The sequence below is a fragment of the Enterobacter sp. BIDMC109 genome (genome assembly GCF_001037885.1).
Taxonomy (GTDB): Bacteria; Pseudomonadota; Gammaproteobacteria; order Enterobacterales; family Enterobacteriaceae; genus Enterobacter; species Enterobacter hormaechei_C.
The window spans coordinates 3,283,016-3,300,968 of sequence record NZ_KQ090002.1; the positions used below are offsets into that span (position 1 = coordinate 3,283,016).

Genomic DNA, 17,953 nt, shown 5'->3' on the forward strand with positions numbered 1-17,953 from the left:
CAGGATGCAAAAATGGTTACTTTCCACACTAATCATGGCGATATCGTAATCAAAACCTTTGATGACAAAGCGCCTGAAACAGTTAAAAACTTCCTGGACTACTGCCGCGAAGGTTTCTACAACAACACTATTTTCCACCGTGTGATCAACGGCTTTATGATCCAGGGCGGCGGTTTCGAGCCTGGCATGCGCCAGAAAGAGACGAAAGAAGCGATCAAAAACGAAGCGAACAACGGCCTGAAAAACACCCGTGGTACGCTGGCAATGGCCCGTACTCAGGCGCCACACTCTGCGACCGCACAGTTCTTCATCAACGTAGCAGACAACGACTTCCTGAACTTCTCTGGCGAAAGTCTGCAAGGCTGGGGCTACTGCGTATTCGCAGAAGTGGTTGAAGGAATGGACGTGGTCGACAAGATCAAAGCCGTTTCTACTGGCCGCAGCGGTATGCACCAGGACGTTCCTAAAGAAGACGTTGTGATCACAAGCGTGACCGTCAGCGAGTAATTCGTGGCGACACTCTTTATTGCGGATCTGCATCTGCAAACAGAAGAACCGGCGATAACCGCCGGTTTTCTGCGTTTTTTACGCGGTGAAGCGAAAAGCGCCGACGCGCTGTACATTCTGGGCGACCTGTTTGAGGCCTGGATAGGCGACGACGATCCGAACCCGCTGCACCGTGAGATAGCTGCGGCCATTAAAGTGCTGGTGGATTCCGGCGTCCCCTGCTATTTCATTCACGGCAACCGTGATTTCCTGATCGGCCAGCGCTACGCCCGCGAGAGCGGTATGACGCTGCTGCCGGAAGAGCAGGTGCTCAACCTCTATGGCCGCAATATTCTGATCATGCACGGCGACACGCTCTGCACTGACGATACCGGCTACCTGGCGTTTCGCGCCAAAGTTCACACCCCGTGGATCCAGAAAGTGTTCCTCGCCCTGCCGCTGTTTATCCGCAACCGCATCGCCGCCAGAATGCGCGCGGGCAGCAAGGCCGCCAACAGCAGCAAAACGATGACCATCATGGACGTCAATCCGCAGGCGGTGGTGAAGGTGATGGAGAAGCATCGCGTTCAGTGGTTGATCCACGGCCATACCCATCGTCCCGATGTGCATTCCCTTATCGCCAACGGCGAGCCCGCCCATCGCGTGGTTTTAGGCGCCTGGCACAGCGAAGGATCGATGGTCAAAGTTACGCCGGAAGGTGTCGAACTGATCGCCTTCCCGTTTTAACGCCTCCCCGTCTTTTCGCTCATTTCCCGACCACGCAACCGTTTTCCTTGCCGGTATTACATGCTATTCTCTGTGCCCTCGAAAGCAGTGTGTTCCGCACCACAGGAGTTTTAAGACGCATGTCTTCCCGCAATAATCCGGCGCGTGTCGCCATCGTGATGGGGTCCAAAAGCGACTGGGCTACCATGCAGTTCGCCGCCGAAATCTTTGAAATCCTGAATGTTCCGCACCACGTCGAAGTGGTTTCCGCGCACCGTACGCCGGATAAACTGTTCAGCTTCGCCGAAAGCGCCGAAGAGAACGGTTACGAGGTGATCATTGCCGGTGCGGGCGGCGCAGCACATCTGCCGGGCATGATTGCCGCCAAAACGCTGGTGCCGGTACTGGGTGTTCCCGTGCAAAGCGCCGCGTTAAGCGGGGTGGATAGCCTTTACTCTATCGTCCAGATGCCGCGCGGTATTCCTGTCGGTACCCTGGCGATTGGTAAAGCAGGTGCGGCAAATGCCGCCCTGCTGGCCGCGCAGATCCTGGCGACGCATGATAAAGATTTGCACCAGCGTCTGGCGGAGTGGCGTAAAGCCCAGACCGATGAGGTGCTGGATAACCCGGATCCGCGGGGTGCAGCATGAAGCAGGTTTGCGTTCTTGGTAATGGTCAGCTTGGCCGGATGCTACGTCAGGCCGGTGAGCCGCTGGGTATTGCCGTCTGGCCCGTCGGACTGGATGCCGAGCCGGAAGCCGTGCCGTTCCATCAGAGCGTGATCACCGCCGAAATTGAACGCTGGCCGGAAACCGCCCTGACCCGCGAGCTGGCGCGCCATAACGCCTTTGTGAACCGCGACGTCTTCCCGATCATTGCCGACCGTCTCACGCAAAATCAGCTTTTCGACAAGCTCGGCCTCGCGACCGCGCCGTGGCAGCTGCTTTCCGATAAGCGCGAGTGGGATGACGTGTTTGCGATGCTGGGAGACCTGGCGATTGTGAAGCGTCGCGTCGGCGGCTACGACGGCCGCGGGCAGTGGCGCCTGCGCGCGAACGACACCGCCGAGCTGCCGGACGACTGCTACGGCGAGTGCATTGTTGAGCAGGGCATTAACTTTAGCGGTGAAGTGTCGCTGGTTGGCGCGCGCGGGCATGACGGGCACACCGTTTTTTACCCGCTAACGCATAACCTGCATCAGGACGGGATTCTGCGCACCAGCGTCGCCTTCCCGCAGGCCAATGCTGACCAGCAGGCGCAGGCGGAAGAGATGCTCTCTGCTATTATGCATGAGCTGGGCTATGTGGGCGTGATGGCGATGGAGTGTTTCGTCACGCCGTCGGGTCTGCTGATCAACGAACTTGCGCCGCGCGTGCACAACAGCGGCCACTGGACGCAAAACGGCGCCTCCATCAGCCAGTTCGAGCTGCACCTGCGCGCCATCACCGATCTGCCGCTGCCGCAGCCGGTGGTGACCAGCCCGTCGGTGATGATCAACCTGATCGGTACCGATCTGAACTACAACTGGCTGAAGCTGCCGCTGGTGCACCTGCACTGGTACGACAAAGAGGTGCGTCCGGGGCGTAAGGTCGGCCATCTGAACCTGAACGATACCGACACGGACCGCCTGAGCGCCACGCTGGAAGCGATTGTTCCCCTGCTGCCGCCAGAATATGCGAGCGGTATTGTCTGGGCGCAGTCAAAACTGAAGTAAGTATCCCTCGCCGGGGAGTTGACCTTCCCCTTCCCCGGCGTACAATCCCCGCCCATTGCTGCTCAGTTTTCTTCTGGAACCACCATGAACGATGGAACGGACTATCGCGCGATCCTCGCGTCCGATACCCCTTTAATCGACGTTCGCGCGCCGATCGAATTTGCCCAGGGTGCGATGCCCGCCGCACTCAACCTGCCCTTAATGAACGACGACGAGCGTGCCGCCGTCGGCACCTGCTATAAACGCCAGGGTCCGGACGCCGCGCTGGCGCTCGGCCATAGCCTGGTCAACGGCGAGACGCGCGAGGCGCGCATCAGCGCCTGGCGGGAAGCCAGCCTTGCCCATCCTGAGGGCTACCTTTGCTGCGCGCGCGGTGGCCAGCGCTCACACATCTCCCAGGCCTGGCTGAAAGAGGCGGGCATCGACTACCCGCTGATCCGCGGCGGCTATAAGGCCCTGCGTCAGACGGCGATTCAGGTGACCATTGAGCAGTCACAAAAGCCGATGGTGCTTATCGGCGGCTGTACCGGTAACGGTAAAACGCTGCTGGTGAAGCAGCATGCACAGGGCATCGATCTGGAAGGGCTGGCGCACCATCGCGGCTCGTCGTTTGGTCGCACGCTCACCCCGCAGCTTTCTCAGGCGAGCTTCGAGAATCACCTTGCGGTTGAGCTATTGAAAAAAGACGCCGCGCGCTGGGTGCTTGAAGACGAGGGCCGGATGATTGGCTCCAACCACCTGCCGGAGTGTCTGCGCGACCGCATGGCTGAAGCGCCTGTCGTGGTGGTCGAGGATCCGTTTGAGATCCGTCTTGAGCGCCTGCGCGAAGAGTATTTCGTCCACATGTGGGCCGACTTTTCTGCCGCCTGCGGTGAAGAGGCGGGCTGGAAAGCGTACAGCGAATATCTGCATCACGGCCTGTACGCCATTCGTCGCCGTCTGGGGCTGCAACGCTTTGCGGAATTTACCGCCCTGCTGGATGCCGCGCTTGTCGAGCAACAGCGTACTGGCAGCACTGACGCGCACTTCAGCTGGCTTGTGCCGTTGCTGAAGGACTATTACGACCCGATGTACGGCTATCAGCTGGAGAAAAAGGCGGAGAAGATTGTGTATCGCGGGACGTACGAAGAAATTGCTGAGTGGCTCGATCGCTGAAAAAAGCCGGGTGGCGAGGTAAAAGCAAAACGGCAACCTGGGTTGCCGTTTTTAATGTTTTTTCCCTCTCCCCGTGGGAGAGGGTCAGGGTGAGGGCATCAGGCCGCACCCTACATGACAACTTAGAAGTCGTAACGCAGACGCACCAGGTTCATGTCGCCCAGGTTGTCGGTGCTGGAGGTGAACACGTGTTCGTAATCCACGCGGAAACCGTAATCCAGCTGGAAGCTGATACCCACGCCGTTGTCGATGCGCTGGTAGTTACGGCCATTCACGTACTCGATACGGTCGCCCATGAAGTACGGCTGGATGGATTTCACCGCATACTGACCAACCGGGAACTTGTAACCCGCAAAGTATTCAATACCCCATGCATCACCGGCGAAGTAGTCGTTAACGGACACTTTTTTGGTGGTCAGGAAGTTCTGATACCAGCCGCCGCCTGCGGAGAAGGTCCAGTTATCCGGCGTCCAGCTCAGGGCGGTACCAAGGATGTTCTGGTCGTAGGATTTGCTGTCGCCGTTGTCCGGGTTACGCATGTCCGCGCGGGTGTAGTTCCACGCTGCGCCCCAGGTCAGATCGGTAGTCAGGTGATAATCGATACCCAGTGAACCGCCGCCTTTACGTTTGTAACGCAGGCCGTTGCCCGGCAGGTATTCGCTGTCTTCAAACAGGTAAGAGGCGTAGATGTCAGCATCGCCCACAGTTTTCTTGTACTTCAGCATCTGGCGTGAACGGTAAGAGCCGTCATAGTCGCCGTTGATCCCGTTACCTGGCGCCTGACCAATCATGTCGTAGTCCCAGATATCGGTTTTTGCGCCCACTACGTCATAGTACACGCTGTTCTGCTGACCGAAGGTCAGCGTACCCCAGGTGTCGCTCTTCAGACCGGTGTAGAGCATACGACGAGAGGTGTCGTGCGCGCCGTCGGCGTAGTGATGATCCCAGTTGAACTGCGCCGGAATGTTCACACCCAGCTCGTAGTAGCTGATCCAGCTGATGTCATCGAACAGGTAGTAATCCGCAGCGAAACGGAAGCGGGTGCCGCCGTCAAAGCCGTTGCGCTTGTAGCTGTTTTTGCCGTCATCACCGGTCATATTCTGGAACTGAGGACGAATACTGCCGCCAACGGTGAAGTTCAGGCGGCTCAGCGGGTTACCCGCCTGCGGATCCTGTTTCAGAAGGGTGATTTCCGCCTGAGATGCGAAAGAAGCCAATGCCACTGCTGCGCCGATCGTTGTCGCCAGCGCTGTTTTTCTTATAGTCATTCTTTTTCCTTGATAGACACGCTGCTAAATATTTAGCTGGTGAATATTAACCGGAAAAATTCGGGCTGTGTGGGCGGGTTTTTAATGTTTTGTGCTACTAAATGCAGGGGCATTAACAATTTGTGCCGTTAAGCGATGACGCACCAGCAGAAATGCCGGTGCGTCATCATCACGTCAGTAAACTAGCTGACAAACTGGCGGAATAGCGCTTTACCTTTCAACAGCCGGGTTCCGAGCCAGCCGCCGCACAGGGACAGCAGCACGGCGCCGCAGACGGGCAGCGTGAGCCACAGCCGCCAGTCGGGCTCCCACGGGAAGTCGAAGACTTTGCTCTGGAGTACCGCCAGCGCGGTTTCCGCCCCGATGGCCGCCACCAGGCCCGCCACCAGACCGAGCAGAGCAAATTCGCTCCACAGCGTGGCGCGCAGCAGCCGTTTACTGGCTCCCAGCGTGCGGTAGACCACCAGCTCTTGATGACGCTGACGCATGCCCACCTGCACCTGCGCCAGCAGCAACAGCACGCCGCAGACGGTCACCAGCACTACCATCACCTCCAGCGCGCGGCTCACCTGCTCCAGCACCTGCCCGACCTGTTTGAGGATCGCGCCGATATCCAGCAGGCTCACCGTCGGAAATTCCCGGTTAAGCTGCGTCAGCATGCCGTTGCCGTTTTCCCAGCGGAAGCTGGTGAGCCAGCTCTGCGGCTGTCCGTCCAGCGCACCCGGCGGGAAGATGAAGAAGAAGTTTGGTCGCAGGCTTTCCCAGTCCACTTTGCGCAGGCTGGTGACTTTGGCGGTGAAATCCTGGGTATCGCCGGTGAAGGTCACGCTGTCTCCGAGCTTCACGTTCAGGCGTGTCGCCAGCCCCTCTTCCATCGACACTTCCCCCGCTTTCGGCGGCCAGGTGCCGGCAACGATCGGGTTATGGTCCGGACGTTTCGCCTGCCAGGTCAGGTTGAGTTCGCGATTGAGCGATTCATCCTTATTTCCCTCCGTCGACTGGCCGTTGATCTGCGTCAGGCGGGCGCGCACGATCGGATAGAACGATTCCGGAATAATGTGATGCTCAGACAGGAAACCCTTCAGCGGCGTCACCTGTTCGGGAGCAATGTTGATCAGGAAATAGTTCGGGCTTTCCGGCGGAAGCTGTTGCTGCCAGCGATCCAGCAGATCCCCGCGCAGCACCAGCAGAAGCGCCAGCAGCATAAACGACAGCGAAAATGCCGAGAGCTGGCTGAGGGTAGACCACGGCTGGTGCAGCAGTCGGTTAACCGCTAACCGTATGGGGAGTGATTTAACTGTCAGCTTTCTCAGGACATTAAGCAGTATCCAGCCCACTACGCCGCACAGCAGCGCCAGCACCACCGCGCCCGCCAGCACCGCCCACAGCAACGTACTGCCGCCCATCAGCCAGGCCAACAGCCCGACCGCCACCGCAATAATCACCGGCAGGTAGAACTTCAGCGGCCAGACGCTGGCCACCACATCGCGGCGCAGCACGCGCAGCGGCTGGGTGGCGAGCAGCAGCCGGTACGGGCGTAACCCTACCAGCAGGGAGATCGTCGTCATCGCGCCGATGGCCCACAGCCACGGCCAGAGGCTGGCAGGCGGTAATGCGGCGGGGAGTACCGGTTTGAGCAGCACCATCAGCAGCTTTTCAAACAGCAGCCCTATCGCCCCGCCGGTCAGAGCCGACAACGCCAGCACCATCAGCCACTGGCCGACAATCAGCTTGCGCAGCTGCGCGCGGCCCGCGCCGAGGGTTTTGAGGATCGCCGCCAGATCGTAACGGCTGCGGCAGTAGTGCCCCATCGCCACGGCAACCGCCGCAATGGCAAGCAGCAGAGTTAACAGCGCCGACAGCAGCAGGAACTGCTGGGAACGTTCGAGGGATTTGCCGAGCGCCCCGTCATCCTGCTCCAGCCCGTACCAGCGGTGTTCCGGCTTGAGCTGCGGCAGGAGCCATTTTTCGTACGCCTCCAGCTGCGCAGGCGTCCCGCCAAACTTATACCGCCAGGTGACACGGCTTCCCGGCTGGACGGCGTTGGTTTTCGCCACATCAGCGCTGTTCATCAGCAGGCGCGGCGCAAGCTGGAACGGATTAAATCCAGAGTCGGGCTCCTGCACCACTTCCCCGGCAATTTTGAGTGTCGCGTCGCCGACGTCGATACTGTCGCCGGGTTTCAGGTTCAGCAGCGCCATCAGTCGCGATGCCAGCAGGACCGTACCGGCCGTCGGTTTTAGCCCCGGCGGGCTGGTTTGTAAGTCACCGTACATCGGGTAGATGTCATCCACGGCTTTTACGCTTGCAAGCTGCGGCGTGTCGCCCGCAAAGGTCATAGTCTGAAAGGTGATCTGCTCCCCTACCTTCAGCCCCTCTTTGCGCGCTTCCTCAATCCAGCCCGGCGGCACGGGGCGAGAACTTTGCAGAGCCCGGTCCCCGGCCATAAATTCCCGACTCTGCTGGCTAAGCCCTTTCTCCATACGATCGCTGACGCTACCGAGCGCCAGCACGCAGGCCACCGCCAGGCTCAACGCCAGCCAGACAATCAGCAGCGAGGGCGAGCGCCACTCGCGCCAGAACCAGCGGGCAATCATGCTTCCTCCTGAAGAATACCGTTCACCAGCCGCAGGCGGCGGTCGCAGCGGGCGGCCAGCTGCGGATCGTGGGTAACCAGAATCAGCGTGGTGCCGTGCTCGCGGTTGAGGGAAAACAGCAGATCGGCAATCTTGTCTCCGGTTTTACGGTCAAGGTTACCAGTGGGTTCATCGGCAAACAGCACTTCCGGGCGCCCGTTAAACGCCCGGGCCAGCGCCACGCGCTGCTGCTCACCGCCGGAAAGCTGTGCCGGAAGATGGTCGAGACGTTTGCCCAGCCCCAGCTGTTCCAGCAACGCCTTCGCGTGATCGCGGCTTTCACGGGTATTTTCACCGCGCAGCAGGCCGGGCAGCTCAACGTTTTCCAGCGCGTTCAGCGTCGGGATCAGCATGAATGACTGAAAGACAAACCCGATATGCCGGGCTCGCAGCGCGGCGCGGGCCTCTTCATCAAGCGCGTGGAGGGGCTGGCCGACCAGGTTCACTTCCCCACTGCTGCCATCGTCCAGACCGGCGAGAATGGCCAGCAGCGTGGATTTACCGGAACCGGATTCGCCAATCAGGGCGATGGTTTCGGCACGTTTGACAACGAGTTCAACTCCGGTGAGGATGGAAAGCTCGTGTTCTCCCTGACCGACGGACTTCTTAAGACGATGAACTTCAACAATGTTTTCCGCTGGCATTTGCCCTTCCTGTTTTTGATGCTGATGACCTTCCGCGCGGCGGCTGCGGACACGTTATTGATTCTGGGCGACAGCCTGAGCGCGGGCTATCGTATGGCCGCCAGTGCGGCCTGGCCCGCCCTGCTCAATGATAAATGGCAGTCCCGGGCGTCTGTCGTGAACGGCAGCATCAGCGGTGATACGTCGCAGCAAGGCTTATCGCGCCTGCCTGCCCTGCTTAAGCAGCATCAACCGCGTTGGGTGCTGGTTGAACTGGGCGGTAATGATGGTTTGCGCGGCTTCCAGCCTCAGCAAACGGAGCAAACGCTGCGGACCATTTTGCAGACCATTAAGGCCGCCAATGCCCAGCCGCTGCTGATGCAAATTCGCCTGCCCGCCAACTACGGCCGTCGGTATAATGAGGCGTTTAGTGCGATCTATCCTAAGCTTGCCAAAGAGTTTGATATTCCGCTGCTGCCATTTTTCATGGAAGAGGTCTATCTGAAACCCCAGTGGATGCAGGATGATGGCATTCACCCCAATCGCGATGCCCAGCCGTTTATTGCCGACTGGATGGCAACCCGGCTGGCTCCTTTAGTAAAACATGACTCGTCAAACAGCTGAGAACCTGACAGGTAAAGTTATGCAAAAATCGGTCTTAATAACAGGATGTTCCAGCGGAATTGGCCTTGAAAGCGCCCTTGAACTGAAACGTCAGGGGTTTTGGGTACTGGCAGCCTGCCGCAAACCCGAGGATGTCGAACGCATGCGAGGGCTGGGATTTACCGGCATTCTGCTGGATCTCGATTCGCCAGAGAGCGTGGAGCAGGCCGCCGATGAGGTTATCGCCCTGACCAACAACCGTCTTTACGGTCTGTTCAACAATGCGGGCTATGGCGTGTACGGCCCGCTACAGACGCTCTCACGGGAACAGCTGGAGCAGCAGTTCTCCGCAAACTTTTTCGGGGCGCATCAGCTTACCATGCGCCTTCTCCCCGCCATGCTGCCGCACGGCGAAGGGCGCATCGTGATGACCTCCTCGGTTATGGGCCTGATCTCCACGCCGGGCCGCGGGGCTTACGCCGCCAGCAAATATGCGCTTGAAGCCTGGTCCGATGCGTTGCGCATGGAGCTGCGCCACAGCGGTATTAAGGTCAGCCTGATTGAACCGGGCCCGATCCGCACCCGCTTTACGGAAAACGTTAACCAGACGCAGGCGGACAAACCGGTCGAAAACCCCGGTATCGCGGCGCGTTTTACGCTTGGGCCAGAAGCCGTGGTTGCCAAAGTGCGCCACGCGTTTGAGAGCGATACCCCTAAAATGCGCTATCCGGTCACGCTGGTAACCCATGCCGTCGGCTGGTTGAAACGCCTGCTGCCGGGGCGGATGATGGACAAAATTTTGCAGGGTTGAGTTGAAGCGACGACGCTTACCCCCATGTAAAGAGTAAACCGATAAAAGAGAATGCCGCATGTCCGTACAGAATATCGTCAACATAACTGAAGCTAACCTGCAACAGACGCTCGAACAGTCAATGACTAAACCGGTGCTGTTCTACTTCTGGTCTGAACGCAGCCAACACTGCCTGCAACTGACGCCGGTCCTGGAAAGCCTTGCCGCGCAGTACAACGGTCAGTTCATTCTGGCGAAGCTGGATTGTGACGCCGAACCGATGGTGGCTTCCCAGTTTGGCCTGCGCGCGATCCCAACCGTCTACCTGTTCCAGAACGGTCAGCCGGTGGATGGCTTCCAGGGGCCGCAGCCGGAAGAGGCGATCCGCGCCCTGCTGGATAAAGTTCTGCCGCGCGAAGAAGAGCTGAAAGCGCAGGAAGCCATGGCGCTGATGCAGGAAGGCAAGTACGACGAGGCGCTGCCGCTGTTAAAAGACGCGTGGCAACTGTCGAACCAGAACAGCCAGATTGGTCTGCTGCTGGCAGAAACCCAGATTGCGCTGCACCGCCCTGAAGACGCGGAAGCCGTGCTGAAAACGGTGCCGATGCAGGATCAGGATACCCGTTATCAGGGTCTGGTGGCGCAGATTGACCTGCTGAAACAGGCGGCCGATACCCCTGAAATTCAGCAGCTTCAGCAGCAGGTTGCGGACAACCCGGAAGATGCCGCGCTGGCAAGCCAGCTGGCGCTTCAGCTTCACCAGGTGGGGCGTAACGAAGAGGCGCTGGAGCTGCTGTTTAGCCATCTTCAGAAGGACCTGGGCGCCGCAGACGGACAGGCGCGGAAGATGTTCCAGGAGATCCTGGCCGCGCTGGGTACCGGTGACGCGCTGGCGTCGAAATATCGTCGTCAGCTGTACGCGTTGCTCTACTAGCAAAAAAATGCCCGGTGGCGCTAACGCTTACCGGGCCTACAAAAGCCGATATTACCCCGTCTTTTTCAACGGCGTCACCACCAGCTGGTGGCGTGCGTTGTAAAACTTCCGATAGGTCAGGTAGCAGGCAATGATGGTGGACAGGCTCGCCGTAGAGAGCAGCATAAACGTCACCATAATCTGGTATTTAATGGCTTTTACCGGATCGATACCGGCAAAAATCAGCCCCGACATCATGCCCGGCAGGCTCACCAGACCCACGGTTTTAGCGGAATCCACCGTTGGGATCAGCGAAGAGCGAATGCTGTCGCGGATCAACCTCGCCGAGGCCACCTTCGGCGTCGCGCCCAGGCTTAGCTTCTCCTGAAGCTGCTGCTGTTCACTGCTGAACCGTTGCCCCAGATTGTTGTAGCACAACCCGACCGCCACCATCGCATTGCCCGCAATCATCCCGGAAATAGGGATCACCTGCATCGGCGTAAATTCTATCGAGCCGGAAAGCACCAGCACCGCCAGCGTTAATGCGGTCCCGGTAGTGATGGCGATAAACGACGAGATGAACGCTTTATCGATGTATTTACTGCGTTTCTGCGCGTTCCATGCCGCGTTAAAGCAGATAAACAGCACCATCAACAGGGTCAGCACGGCATGATTGACGTTGAAGATGTATTTCAGCACATAGCCGACGATGATGAGCTGAATGACCGCGCGGGCGATACTCCAAAGAATATCTTTTTCCAGCCCCAGCTTTTCCCGGTAGCTGACCACAATCGCCACCAGCACCAGGACCATCGACAGCGCCAGCGATTCGTTGGTTATGTTATGTTCACCCACGATGAGCCTCCTCCATTTTCCCGCCCTGCGGCCTGAGCGTGATGACATCATCCGCATGGGTAATTTCATTTGAATCATGCGTCACCCACAGCACGGCAATATTCTGCTCCCGGGCGTAGCGATGGATAATGTCATTGACGTTGCGCTTGTTAGCGTCATCCAGCGCGCTGGTGATTTCGTCCAGCAACAGCGCCTTCGGCAAGAATTGCAGGTTACGGATCAGCGAGACGCGCTGCTTTTCCCCTCCCGACAGTTCGGCGATCGATTTGGTCAGCGTCTCCGGCGAAAGCCCGAACCGGGTCAGATCGTCGGTAAACTTTTTTGGATCAGGCGTTTGGTTGCGGATGTGCCAGGGGAAAACCAGATTGTCGTACACCGTGTCGCCAAACAGGGACGGCGTTTGCACGCAGTATGACACCTGCTGGCGATAGCTTTCCGGTGAAAGCGTGGCGATATCTTTTCCTGCAAACAGGATGGTTCCCTCCGTTGGGCTCAGTAGCGAAGCCACGATTTTCAGGAGGGTGCTTTTGCCGCAGCCGGAGGGGCCAGTTATCAGTTTAAATTCGCCCGGAGAGAGACAAAAATCGACGTGCTGAAGGATGGTGTTATCACCCACACGAAAGCCAACATCCCTGATATCCAGAAGATTTTTTTTATTATTCATTCCGATTCCATTAACCGCTGTAATAAGAACAGCCTTTAGCATAATCCTTTCCGCTACGCAGCGCGAATAGCCTTAACCTATAGCAAGTGTTAAACTTTTTGCTCGCTAATTGTCACCTCTATAACTACAGGAAGTCAGCAACATGACACATATCTTTTATGAGTTCTCTTCCCTGAAGCCTGGTGTTCCTGATGTGGAAACATTAATGGAAGTCATCAATTCTTCTGAACTCACGCGTTTTGTCATGGGTGCAGAGGTGGTCGATTTTGTTAAGAAGGCGCTCATCGTTAACACCACAATCGGTAGCTTTAAAAACTGCTATTTTGCTTTCGATGATGGAGCTTACTTTCTCGAGTTTGACGGCAAGGGTAAATCCAGACGCTTTACTGAGGTGCCGGACTGGTTCGTTTCCCCTGCGGAATTTGCCCGCTCGCAATGGCTGATTAACCATGATCTGGCCGATGTGAAGGCGACGGCGTTTATTGACGTGCTGATGTCCTATCCGCTTAAAGAGCGCCGGGCGCACTGCAATCTGCTGTTTGGTCTGGATCTGCATAAGGTCAATGTGGTTCCGGCGCCTACAGCCCCTGCCGGAAAAATGGGCAATAAAAACGGAAAAACCACCAAGCCTCGCGTCACGGATCTCGGCTCTTTTGAGCTTTTTACCGCGTTCTTTGCGCGTATGAAAACCGCCGTCAATGCTAATGAATTCCCTACCCTACAGGTGCTGACCGGCCAGGAGGATCTTACAAAAGCGCCGCACAGCTTAAAGCAAGGGATCAGAACCTGGTTTAAGGCGATTACCGGCGATCTGCCGCCGAACAACAAACGTGTCGGGGCGGGCAATGCGGTATTGTTCTGCGCTCCCGTTCGCGAGCAGATCCAGCAGATAGAGGCCATCGGCCTGGAAAAATACTATCAGGGCTTATCAAAAGCCATCGCTGACGCCGGGGATGGGTTTATCACCGACTTCAGCTATACCTGGTCTGAAAAGTAACGTTTTGCGCCCCGCATTCCGAACGGGGCGTTTTATTTCTGCCAGTCCGGTTCCCACCTCTTTACAGGGGCGAAATCCTCTTCGTTAGCCGATATACTTACGTTCAACAAATACGCAGTTTTTCTCGTTACGGCATGCAAAACAGGAGGTTTTTATGCTCATCGTTGTTCCTGTCCTTATATTCGTTGCGCTGGTTATCGTGGGCGCAGGCGTCAAAATTGTCCCGCAGGGTTACCAGTGGACCGTCGAACGCTTCGGTCGCTACACCAATACTCTTCAGCCGGGTTTAAGCCTGATCGTCCCGTTCATGGACAGAATTGGGCGTAAGATCAATATGATGGAGCAGGTGCTGGATATCCCTTCCCAGGAAGTCATCTCCAAGGATAACGCCAACGTCACCATCGATGCGGTTTGCTTTATTCAGGTGATTGATGCGCCGAAAGCGGCCTATGAGGTGAGCAACCTGGAGCTGGCGATCGTCAACCTGACCATGACCAACATCCGTACCGTGCTTGGCTCAATGGAGCTGGACGAAATGCTCTCCCAGCGCGACAGCATAAATACCCGCCTGCTGCACATTGTGGATGAAGCCACCAATCCGTGGGGGATCAAAGTGACCCGCATTGAGATCCGCGACGTGCGCCCACCGGCAGAGCTGATTGCTTCCATGAACGCGCAGATGAAGGCCGAGCGTACCAAGCGTGCCTATATTCTTGAAGCCGAAGGGGTGCGTCAGGCTGAAATCCTGAAAGCGGAAGGGGAAAAACAGTCGCAGATCCTGAAAGCCGAGGGCGACCGTCAGTCTGCCTTCCTCCAGGCGGAAGCGCGTGAACGTTCGGCAGAAGCGGAAGCCCGCGCGACGCAAATGGTCTCCGAGGCGATTGCCGCCGGGGATATCCAGGCCGTGAACTACTTCGTCGCGCAAAAATATACCGATGCGCTGAAGGAGATCGGCTCCGCGAACAACAGCAAGGTGGTAATGATGCCGCTGGATGCCAGCAGTCTGATGGGATCTATCGCCGGAATTGCCGAGTTGATCAAAGACGGCGGAAACGAGCGTAAAAAATGATAGAGCTCATCGTTGCACATCCTCATGCGTTCTGGCTAAGCCTTGGCGGCTTACTGCTGGCCGCCGAGATGCTTGGCGGCAACGGTTATCTGCTGTGGAGCGGGGTTGCCGCGGTGATTACCGGGCTGGTCGTCTGGCTGCTGCCTGTCGGCTGGGAGTGGCAGGGCGCGCTGTTTGCCGTGCTGACGCTGCTGGCCGCCTGGCTGTGGTGGCGCTGGCTGAACAAACGGGTGAAGGCGCAGAAGCCGGTCGACGCGCACCTCAACCAGCGTGGGCAGCAGATCGTGGGTAGACGCTTTACGCTTGATAACGCGCTGATCAACGGACGCGGTCATATGCGCGTGGGGGACAGTTCGTGGCCGGTGGTGGCCGACGATGACCTCAGCGCCGGCACGCGGGTTGAGGTCATTGCGGTGGAAGGCATTACTCTGCGGGTTAAAGCCTGTTAGGCGTGGGTTTTACGGTGGCAGCAGCCGGAAAGATTGTCGATAATCGGGCACTCGGCGCTGTCATCTCCCGGGCAGGATTCTGCCAGCTGTAACAGTTGCTCACGCATCGCCTGTAATTCGATGATATGGCGTTCGATCTCCGCCACTTTTTCCAGCGTACGTTTTTTCACGTCGGCACTGTGGCGTTTCGGATCGTTAAACAGGTTAACCAGCTCGCCGCACTCTTCAAGGTTAAATCCTACCTGTCTTGCCTGGCGGAGTAACGTCAGTTCATCAAGATGCAGCTGCGTATAGCTGCGGTAGCCGTTCTCACTGCGCAACGGTGGCGTCACCAGCCCTTTTTCCTCATAAAAGCGAATCGCTTTGCTGGTTAAGCCGGTTTTTTTCGCAACATCGCTGATATTCACATTTCCCCCTTGACCTTCCCCTTGATGGTGGGATTCTGACAGGCGCAGCCCCTTAAGGTACTGCGCCGAATCAGTATTTTACAGACTTAACTAACCCGCAAATCCCCCGCTTTGCCTCCAGAGTGTGGACACAATGTGGACATTCCGCTGAGAGGATTATAGCTCACAGCGTCCAGTAAATAATCTGGAGCGAAGTGTGCGTAAACCATCGTTTGCGAAATATCCGCATGACCCAAGATTCTCTGTAAGGCAATGATGTTGCCCCCCTTCATCATGAAGTGCGTCGCGAACGTGTGCCGCAAAGCATGGGCCGCCTGTCCATCTGGCAAATTGGGTTTTGCTTCTTTCATCCTCAAGCGGAACGTCTTGTAACTCACCCGGAAAAGTCGCCCTGATTCCCTGTGTTTAATTATCCTGGCGATATCATCAGATATCGGAACAACGCGCCTTTCACCGTTTTTTGTCAGGGTAAACATGACTCTGTTACCGACAATATTTTCCGCTTTCAGATTGTATGCCTCCCCCCACCTTGCACCTGTAGCCAGCAGCAATATCGCTATGCGGTAGTAATCACCGGAACATAGCGACAAGAGCCGATCAACCTCGGTCTGTGTCAGGTATGACATCTCGGTTTTGGGCTCTTTCAACGCGGAAACCGATGTCACGGGATTTTCCCCGTGGAACTCGTCGATCTCCGCCATTGACTTGAAAATTCCACTCAAGGCGAAAAGGTCATGATTTATCGTTGAAGCCTTAATCCCCTGCTCCAGCCGGTATGCTCGGTAATCAATAATGCAACGTGCATCAAGCTGGTAAAGCATAGGGTCGCCCATATCCTGGCAGATGCAATTAACCGCGCTTAGTCTGCGGTTCGCATAGTTTTTGTTTCGTCCAATCAACTGCCACCAAAGCGCAATAAACTCGCTTAGCTTTCGTTTATCAGCCGGTTTATTCAGATAATCATGATTCTGAAATTTGGCAATGATACTGCGCTCAAATGCGTGCGCTTCTGCCTTTCTATCAAACTTCCGCCGAATGCGTTTTCCATCGCGCCCGCGCGGCCTTACATCCACTTCATAGCGACCATCTTCGAGTTTCTTAACGGACATAAGAAGACCCTCCGATTGTCAGTTCACTATCCTGGTAACAAATAGTGAAAATGTAATGTTTATATAAAGTTAACCAGTCTGTTTCCCGGAGTGGTCTGATTGCGTTGTCTCTTGCCCAAAGTGTGCGAGAGCCGGTGCGATCTGGCCCCGGCTTGGGTCGATCCGGTCATACATAAACCAGTCTTGATACTTATGAAAACGAGGGTGTCCAAAAATACTCACTGCTGCTTCGAGCGTCATTTTCGTCTTATCACGCTCATACCCCCCATAACTTGAATAATTTAACCCTGTTAATTCAGACATTTGCCTTTTAGTTAAACGTTCAGAGTCGCGAATAAGCGCCAGTTTTTCGCCTTGCGTCATTGACATAATGATAGGATCTCATCACAATCATAAAAATTAAGCACACAGGCAACATTTGCCCACAGTGCCACCAGAAGCCGATTAGTGCTCATTAAGCCTCAAATGACCTCAACGTATGGAGTCTAACAAATGACACAATTACGAGAAATTGATTTAACGGCGGGATCTCAACATTTACGCCAATTCCCGTTAGACAACGCTCGCGTTGCTCGCACGTGCAAAATGACAACCGCGCAGGCTGAAAGCATCCGGGATATGAATACCGAAGAACTACAAAAACAGATTTTCGTTACGCCGGTCGAGTTTGCTTATCTGACTGGCCGCACGTTAAAGAGCGTTCGCAACCTGATGGACCGCGCACAATTGCCAGTTCATCGCGAAGGAATGCCCGGTTCGAAACGTCCTAAACGTTTCATCATGCTGCAAGAATATTGGGATGCAGTGGCGCATTGCCGCGCCCTGATTACCCCAGAAGAAAAGCACTTCATTGATCGGTTGATGCGAGATAAGAAAACATATCGCCGTGTAACTGGTAACCAGCATTCAACACACAAGCGCAACAGTCACAGCCAGCAAAGCCGCATTGCATGACAACAGCGGGTATACAGGTACAGGGATTGAAAATGCTTATCCAGATCAACAGCAAAACAGCAATCTATCGCGGCTTCACCATCGTGAAGCTGCCACGCAAAAAACCGTATTCGCGCCAGCGTTATCAAATCACCAAAGATGGTAATTATCTGGGTTTGGACTTCGGATTGTCTCAAGCTCGACAGACTATCGATCAGCTACATCGGGGGCATTAATGACAACTTCAACAGCAGCAGTTATTGAAGCGCGAAACCGTTTAAATGCTAACAGGCAAGATGGTGCGCGCACTTTATCGCGTGGCGGCTACGGCCCCGATCATCAATACAGCAGATCGCGTAATGTTGCTCAGGGTATGGCTCTTTCCGATATTGCGCGAAATGGTTTTGAGGTGCGTTGTAAAGAAACAGGCATTCAATTTTCAATTCTTCCAGGGGGCTCAATTTGCGAATTATTCACCGCAGAATTAGAAGCGTACTGGAATAGCGGCGCGCGCTGATTTAATAACGGCACTATGAAATGATTTATATACGGCATT

At 56.2% G+C, this 17,953-nt stretch carries 22 protein-coding genes; 14 read left to right on the forward strand and 8 right to left on the reverse strand.

Annotation, left to right across the window (positions count from 1 at the left end; translation table 11 throughout):
• Positions 1 to 12 precede the first annotated feature (12 nt).
• The 5 genes from ppiB to mnmH all read left to right on the forward strand — a co-directional run bounded on the left by ppiB (position 13) and on the right by mnmH (position 4,081).
• On the forward strand, positions 13 to 507 hold the full coding sequence (gene ppiB, locus SK62_RS15525; protein WP_000256009.1) for a peptidylprolyl isomerase B: 495 nt from the start codon (positions 13 to 15) through the stop codon (positions 505 to 507).
• A gap of 3 nt (positions 508 to 510) precedes the next feature.
• Positions 511 to 1,233, forward strand: a complete 723-nt coding sequence (gene lpxH / locus SK62_RS15530) for a UDP-2,3-diacylglucosamine diphosphatase (protein ID WP_047718964.1) — start codon at positions 511 to 513, stop codon at positions 1,231 to 1,233.
• Between the two features lie 119 nt (positions 1,234 to 1,352).
• Positions 1,353 to 1,862, forward strand: a complete 510-nt coding sequence (purE, locus tag SK62_RS15535) for a 5-(carboxyamino)imidazole ribonucleotide mutase (protein ID WP_006809824.1) — start codon at positions 1,353 to 1,355, stop codon at positions 1,860 to 1,862.
• The gene (gene purK / locus SK62_RS15540; protein WP_048249670.1) at positions 1,859 to 2,926 is read left to right on the forward strand and encodes a 5-(carboxyamino)imidazole ribonucleotide synthase; all 1,068 of its coding nucleotides are present in this window, start codon (positions 1,859 to 1,861) and stop codon (positions 2,924 to 2,926) included. The genes purE and purK overlap by 4 nt, the downstream gene beginning before the upstream one ends.
• Before the next feature lie 84 nt (positions 2,927 to 3,010).
• Positions 3,011 to 4,081, forward strand: a complete 1,071-nt coding sequence (gene mnmH, locus SK62_RS15545) for a tRNA 2-selenouridine(34) synthase MnmH (RefSeq protein ID WP_015571228.1) — start codon at positions 3,011 to 3,013, stop codon at positions 4,079 to 4,081.
• A 122-nt stretch (positions 4,082 to 4,203) separates the two neighbouring features.
• Here the strand turns inward: mnmH and SK62_RS15550 are convergent, their stop codons facing one another.
• From SK62_RS15550 to ybbA, 3 genes are all read right to left on the reverse strand, one after another.
• Positions 4,204 to 5,349 carry a porin gene (locus SK62_RS15550; RefSeq protein ID WP_017383228.1) on the reverse strand — a complete coding sequence of 382 codons (1,146 nt, stop codon included), beginning with the start codon at positions 5,347 to 5,349 and terminating at the stop codon, positions 4,204 to 4,206.
• A 182-nt stretch (positions 5,350 to 5,531) separates the two neighbouring features.
• Positions 5,532 to 7,946 (reverse strand): putative ABC transporter permease subunit YbbP, encoded by a 2,415-nt coding sequence (gene ybbP, locus SK62_RS15555; protein ID WP_017383227.1) that lies wholly within the window; start codon positions 7,944 to 7,946, stop codon positions 5,532 to 5,534.
• Positions 7,943 to 8,629: a putative ABC transporter ATP-binding protein YbbA gene (ybbA, locus tag SK62_RS15560; RefSeq protein ID WP_023315548.1), complete on the reverse strand. Its 687-nt coding sequence runs from the start codon at positions 8,627 to 8,629 to the stop codon at positions 7,943 to 7,945. The genes ybbP and ybbA overlap by 4 nt, the downstream gene beginning before the upstream one ends.
• Here ybbA and tesA point away from each other — a divergent pair.
• From tesA to SK62_RS15575, 3 genes are read left to right on the forward strand one after another with little or no spacing between them, the layout of a single operon-like run.
• Positions 8,600 to 9,232 carry a multifunctional acyl-CoA thioesterase I/protease I/lysophospholipase L1 gene (gene tesA, locus SK62_RS15565; RefSeq protein ID WP_003858933.1) on the forward strand — a complete coding sequence of 211 codons (633 nt, stop codon included), beginning with the start codon at positions 8,600 to 8,602 and terminating at the stop codon, positions 9,230 to 9,232. The two genes, ybbA and tesA, sit on opposite strands and share 30 nt — an antisense overlap.
• A complete protein-coding gene (locus SK62_RS15570; RefSeq protein ID WP_006809829.1) occupies positions 9,213 to 10,022 on the forward strand; it encodes an SDR family oxidoreductase in 810 nt (269 codons plus the stop codon). The genes tesA and SK62_RS15570 overlap by 20 nt, the downstream gene beginning before the upstream one ends.
• Positions 10,023 to 10,080: 58 nt before the next feature.
• The gene (locus SK62_RS15575; RefSeq protein ID WP_045327640.1) at positions 10,081 to 10,935 is read left to right on the forward strand and encodes a co-chaperone YbbN; all 855 of its coding nucleotides are present in this window, start codon (positions 10,081 to 10,083) and stop codon (positions 10,933 to 10,935) included.
• Between the two features lie 51 nt (positions 10,936 to 10,986).
• Here SK62_RS15575 and fetB read toward each other — a convergent pair whose 3' ends face one another.
• Both fetB and fetA read right to left on the reverse strand, forming a co-directional pair.
• Positions 10,987 to 11,769, reverse strand: coding sequence for an iron efflux ABC transporter permease subunit FetB (fetB, locus tag SK62_RS15580; protein WP_047051105.1), 783 nt, complete (start codon positions 11,767 to 11,769; stop codon positions 10,987 to 10,989).
• Positions 11,762 to 12,433, reverse strand: coding sequence for an iron efflux ABC transporter ATP-binding subunit FetA (fetA, locus tag SK62_RS15585; protein WP_015571235.1), 672 nt, complete (start codon positions 12,431 to 12,433; stop codon positions 11,762 to 11,764). The genes fetB and fetA overlap by 8 nt, the downstream gene beginning before the upstream one ends.
• Positions 12,434 to 12,575: 142 nt before the next feature.
• Between fetA and SK62_RS15590 the strand changes: the two genes are divergently transcribed.
• The 3 genes from SK62_RS15590 to SK62_RS15600 all read left to right on the forward strand — a co-directional run bounded on the left by SK62_RS15590 (position 12,576) and on the right by SK62_RS15600 (position 14,948).
• Complete coding sequence (locus tag SK62_RS15590) at positions 12,576 to 13,430, forward strand: hypothetical protein (RefSeq protein ID WP_015571236.1); 855 nt, start codon at positions 12,576 to 12,578, stop codon at positions 13,428 to 13,430.
• A gap of 154 nt (positions 13,431 to 13,584) precedes the next feature.
• A complete protein-coding gene (locus SK62_RS15595) occupies positions 13,585 to 14,499 on the forward strand; it encodes an SPFH domain-containing protein (protein WP_003858941.1) in 915 nt (304 codons plus the stop codon).
• Positions 14,496 to 14,948 carry an NfeD family protein gene (locus tag SK62_RS15600; protein WP_015571238.1) on the forward strand — a complete coding sequence of 151 codons (453 nt, stop codon included), beginning with the start codon at positions 14,496 to 14,498 and terminating at the stop codon, positions 14,946 to 14,948. The genes SK62_RS15595 and SK62_RS15600 overlap by 4 nt, the downstream gene beginning before the upstream one ends.
• On the opposite strand, the gene cueR is transcribed toward SK62_RS15600, so the two are convergent.
• From cueR to SK62_RS15615, 3 genes are all read right to left on the reverse strand, one after another.
• Positions 14,945 to 15,355 carry a Cu(I)-responsive transcriptional regulator gene (gene cueR / locus SK62_RS15605; RefSeq protein ID WP_017383222.1) on the reverse strand — a complete coding sequence of 137 codons (411 nt, stop codon included), beginning with the start codon at positions 15,353 to 15,355 and terminating at the stop codon, positions 14,945 to 14,947. The genes SK62_RS15600 and cueR overlap by 4 nt on opposite strands.
• An 86-nt stretch (positions 15,356 to 15,441) precedes the next feature.
• The gene (locus SK62_RS15610; protein ID WP_048249673.1) at positions 15,442 to 16,464 is read right to left on the reverse strand and encodes a phage integrase; all 1,023 of its coding nucleotides are present in this window, start codon (positions 16,462 to 16,464) and stop codon (positions 15,442 to 15,444) included.
• Positions 16,465 to 16,533: 69 nt separating this feature from the next.
• Complete coding sequence (locus SK62_RS15615) at positions 16,534 to 16,833, reverse strand: helix-turn-helix domain-containing protein (protein WP_048249675.1); 300 nt, start codon at positions 16,831 to 16,833, stop codon at positions 16,534 to 16,536.
• A gap of 123 nt (positions 16,834 to 16,956) precedes the next feature.
• On the opposite strand from SK62_RS15615, the gene SK62_RS15620 reads away from it, so the two are divergent.
• From SK62_RS15620 to SK62_RS15630, 3 genes are read left to right on the forward strand one after another with little or no spacing between them, the layout of a single operon-like run.
• Entirely contained in the window at positions 16,957 to 17,418 is a 462-nt protein-coding gene (locus SK62_RS15620; protein ID WP_226862217.1) for a hypothetical protein, read from the forward strand.
• A gap of 32 nt (positions 17,419 to 17,450) precedes the next feature.
• Positions 17,451 to 17,633 carry a hypothetical protein gene (locus SK62_RS15625; protein WP_048249677.1) on the forward strand — a complete coding sequence of 61 codons (183 nt, stop codon included), beginning with the start codon at positions 17,451 to 17,453 and terminating at the stop codon, positions 17,631 to 17,633.
• On the forward strand, positions 17,633 to 17,914 hold the full coding sequence (locus tag SK62_RS15630; RefSeq protein ID WP_127312821.1) for a hypothetical protein: 282 nt from the start codon (positions 17,633 to 17,635) through the stop codon (positions 17,912 to 17,914). Before SK62_RS15625 ends, SK62_RS15630 begins: the two co-directional genes overlap by 1 nt.
• The last annotated feature ends 39 nt before the right edge of the window (positions 17,915 to 17,953 follow it).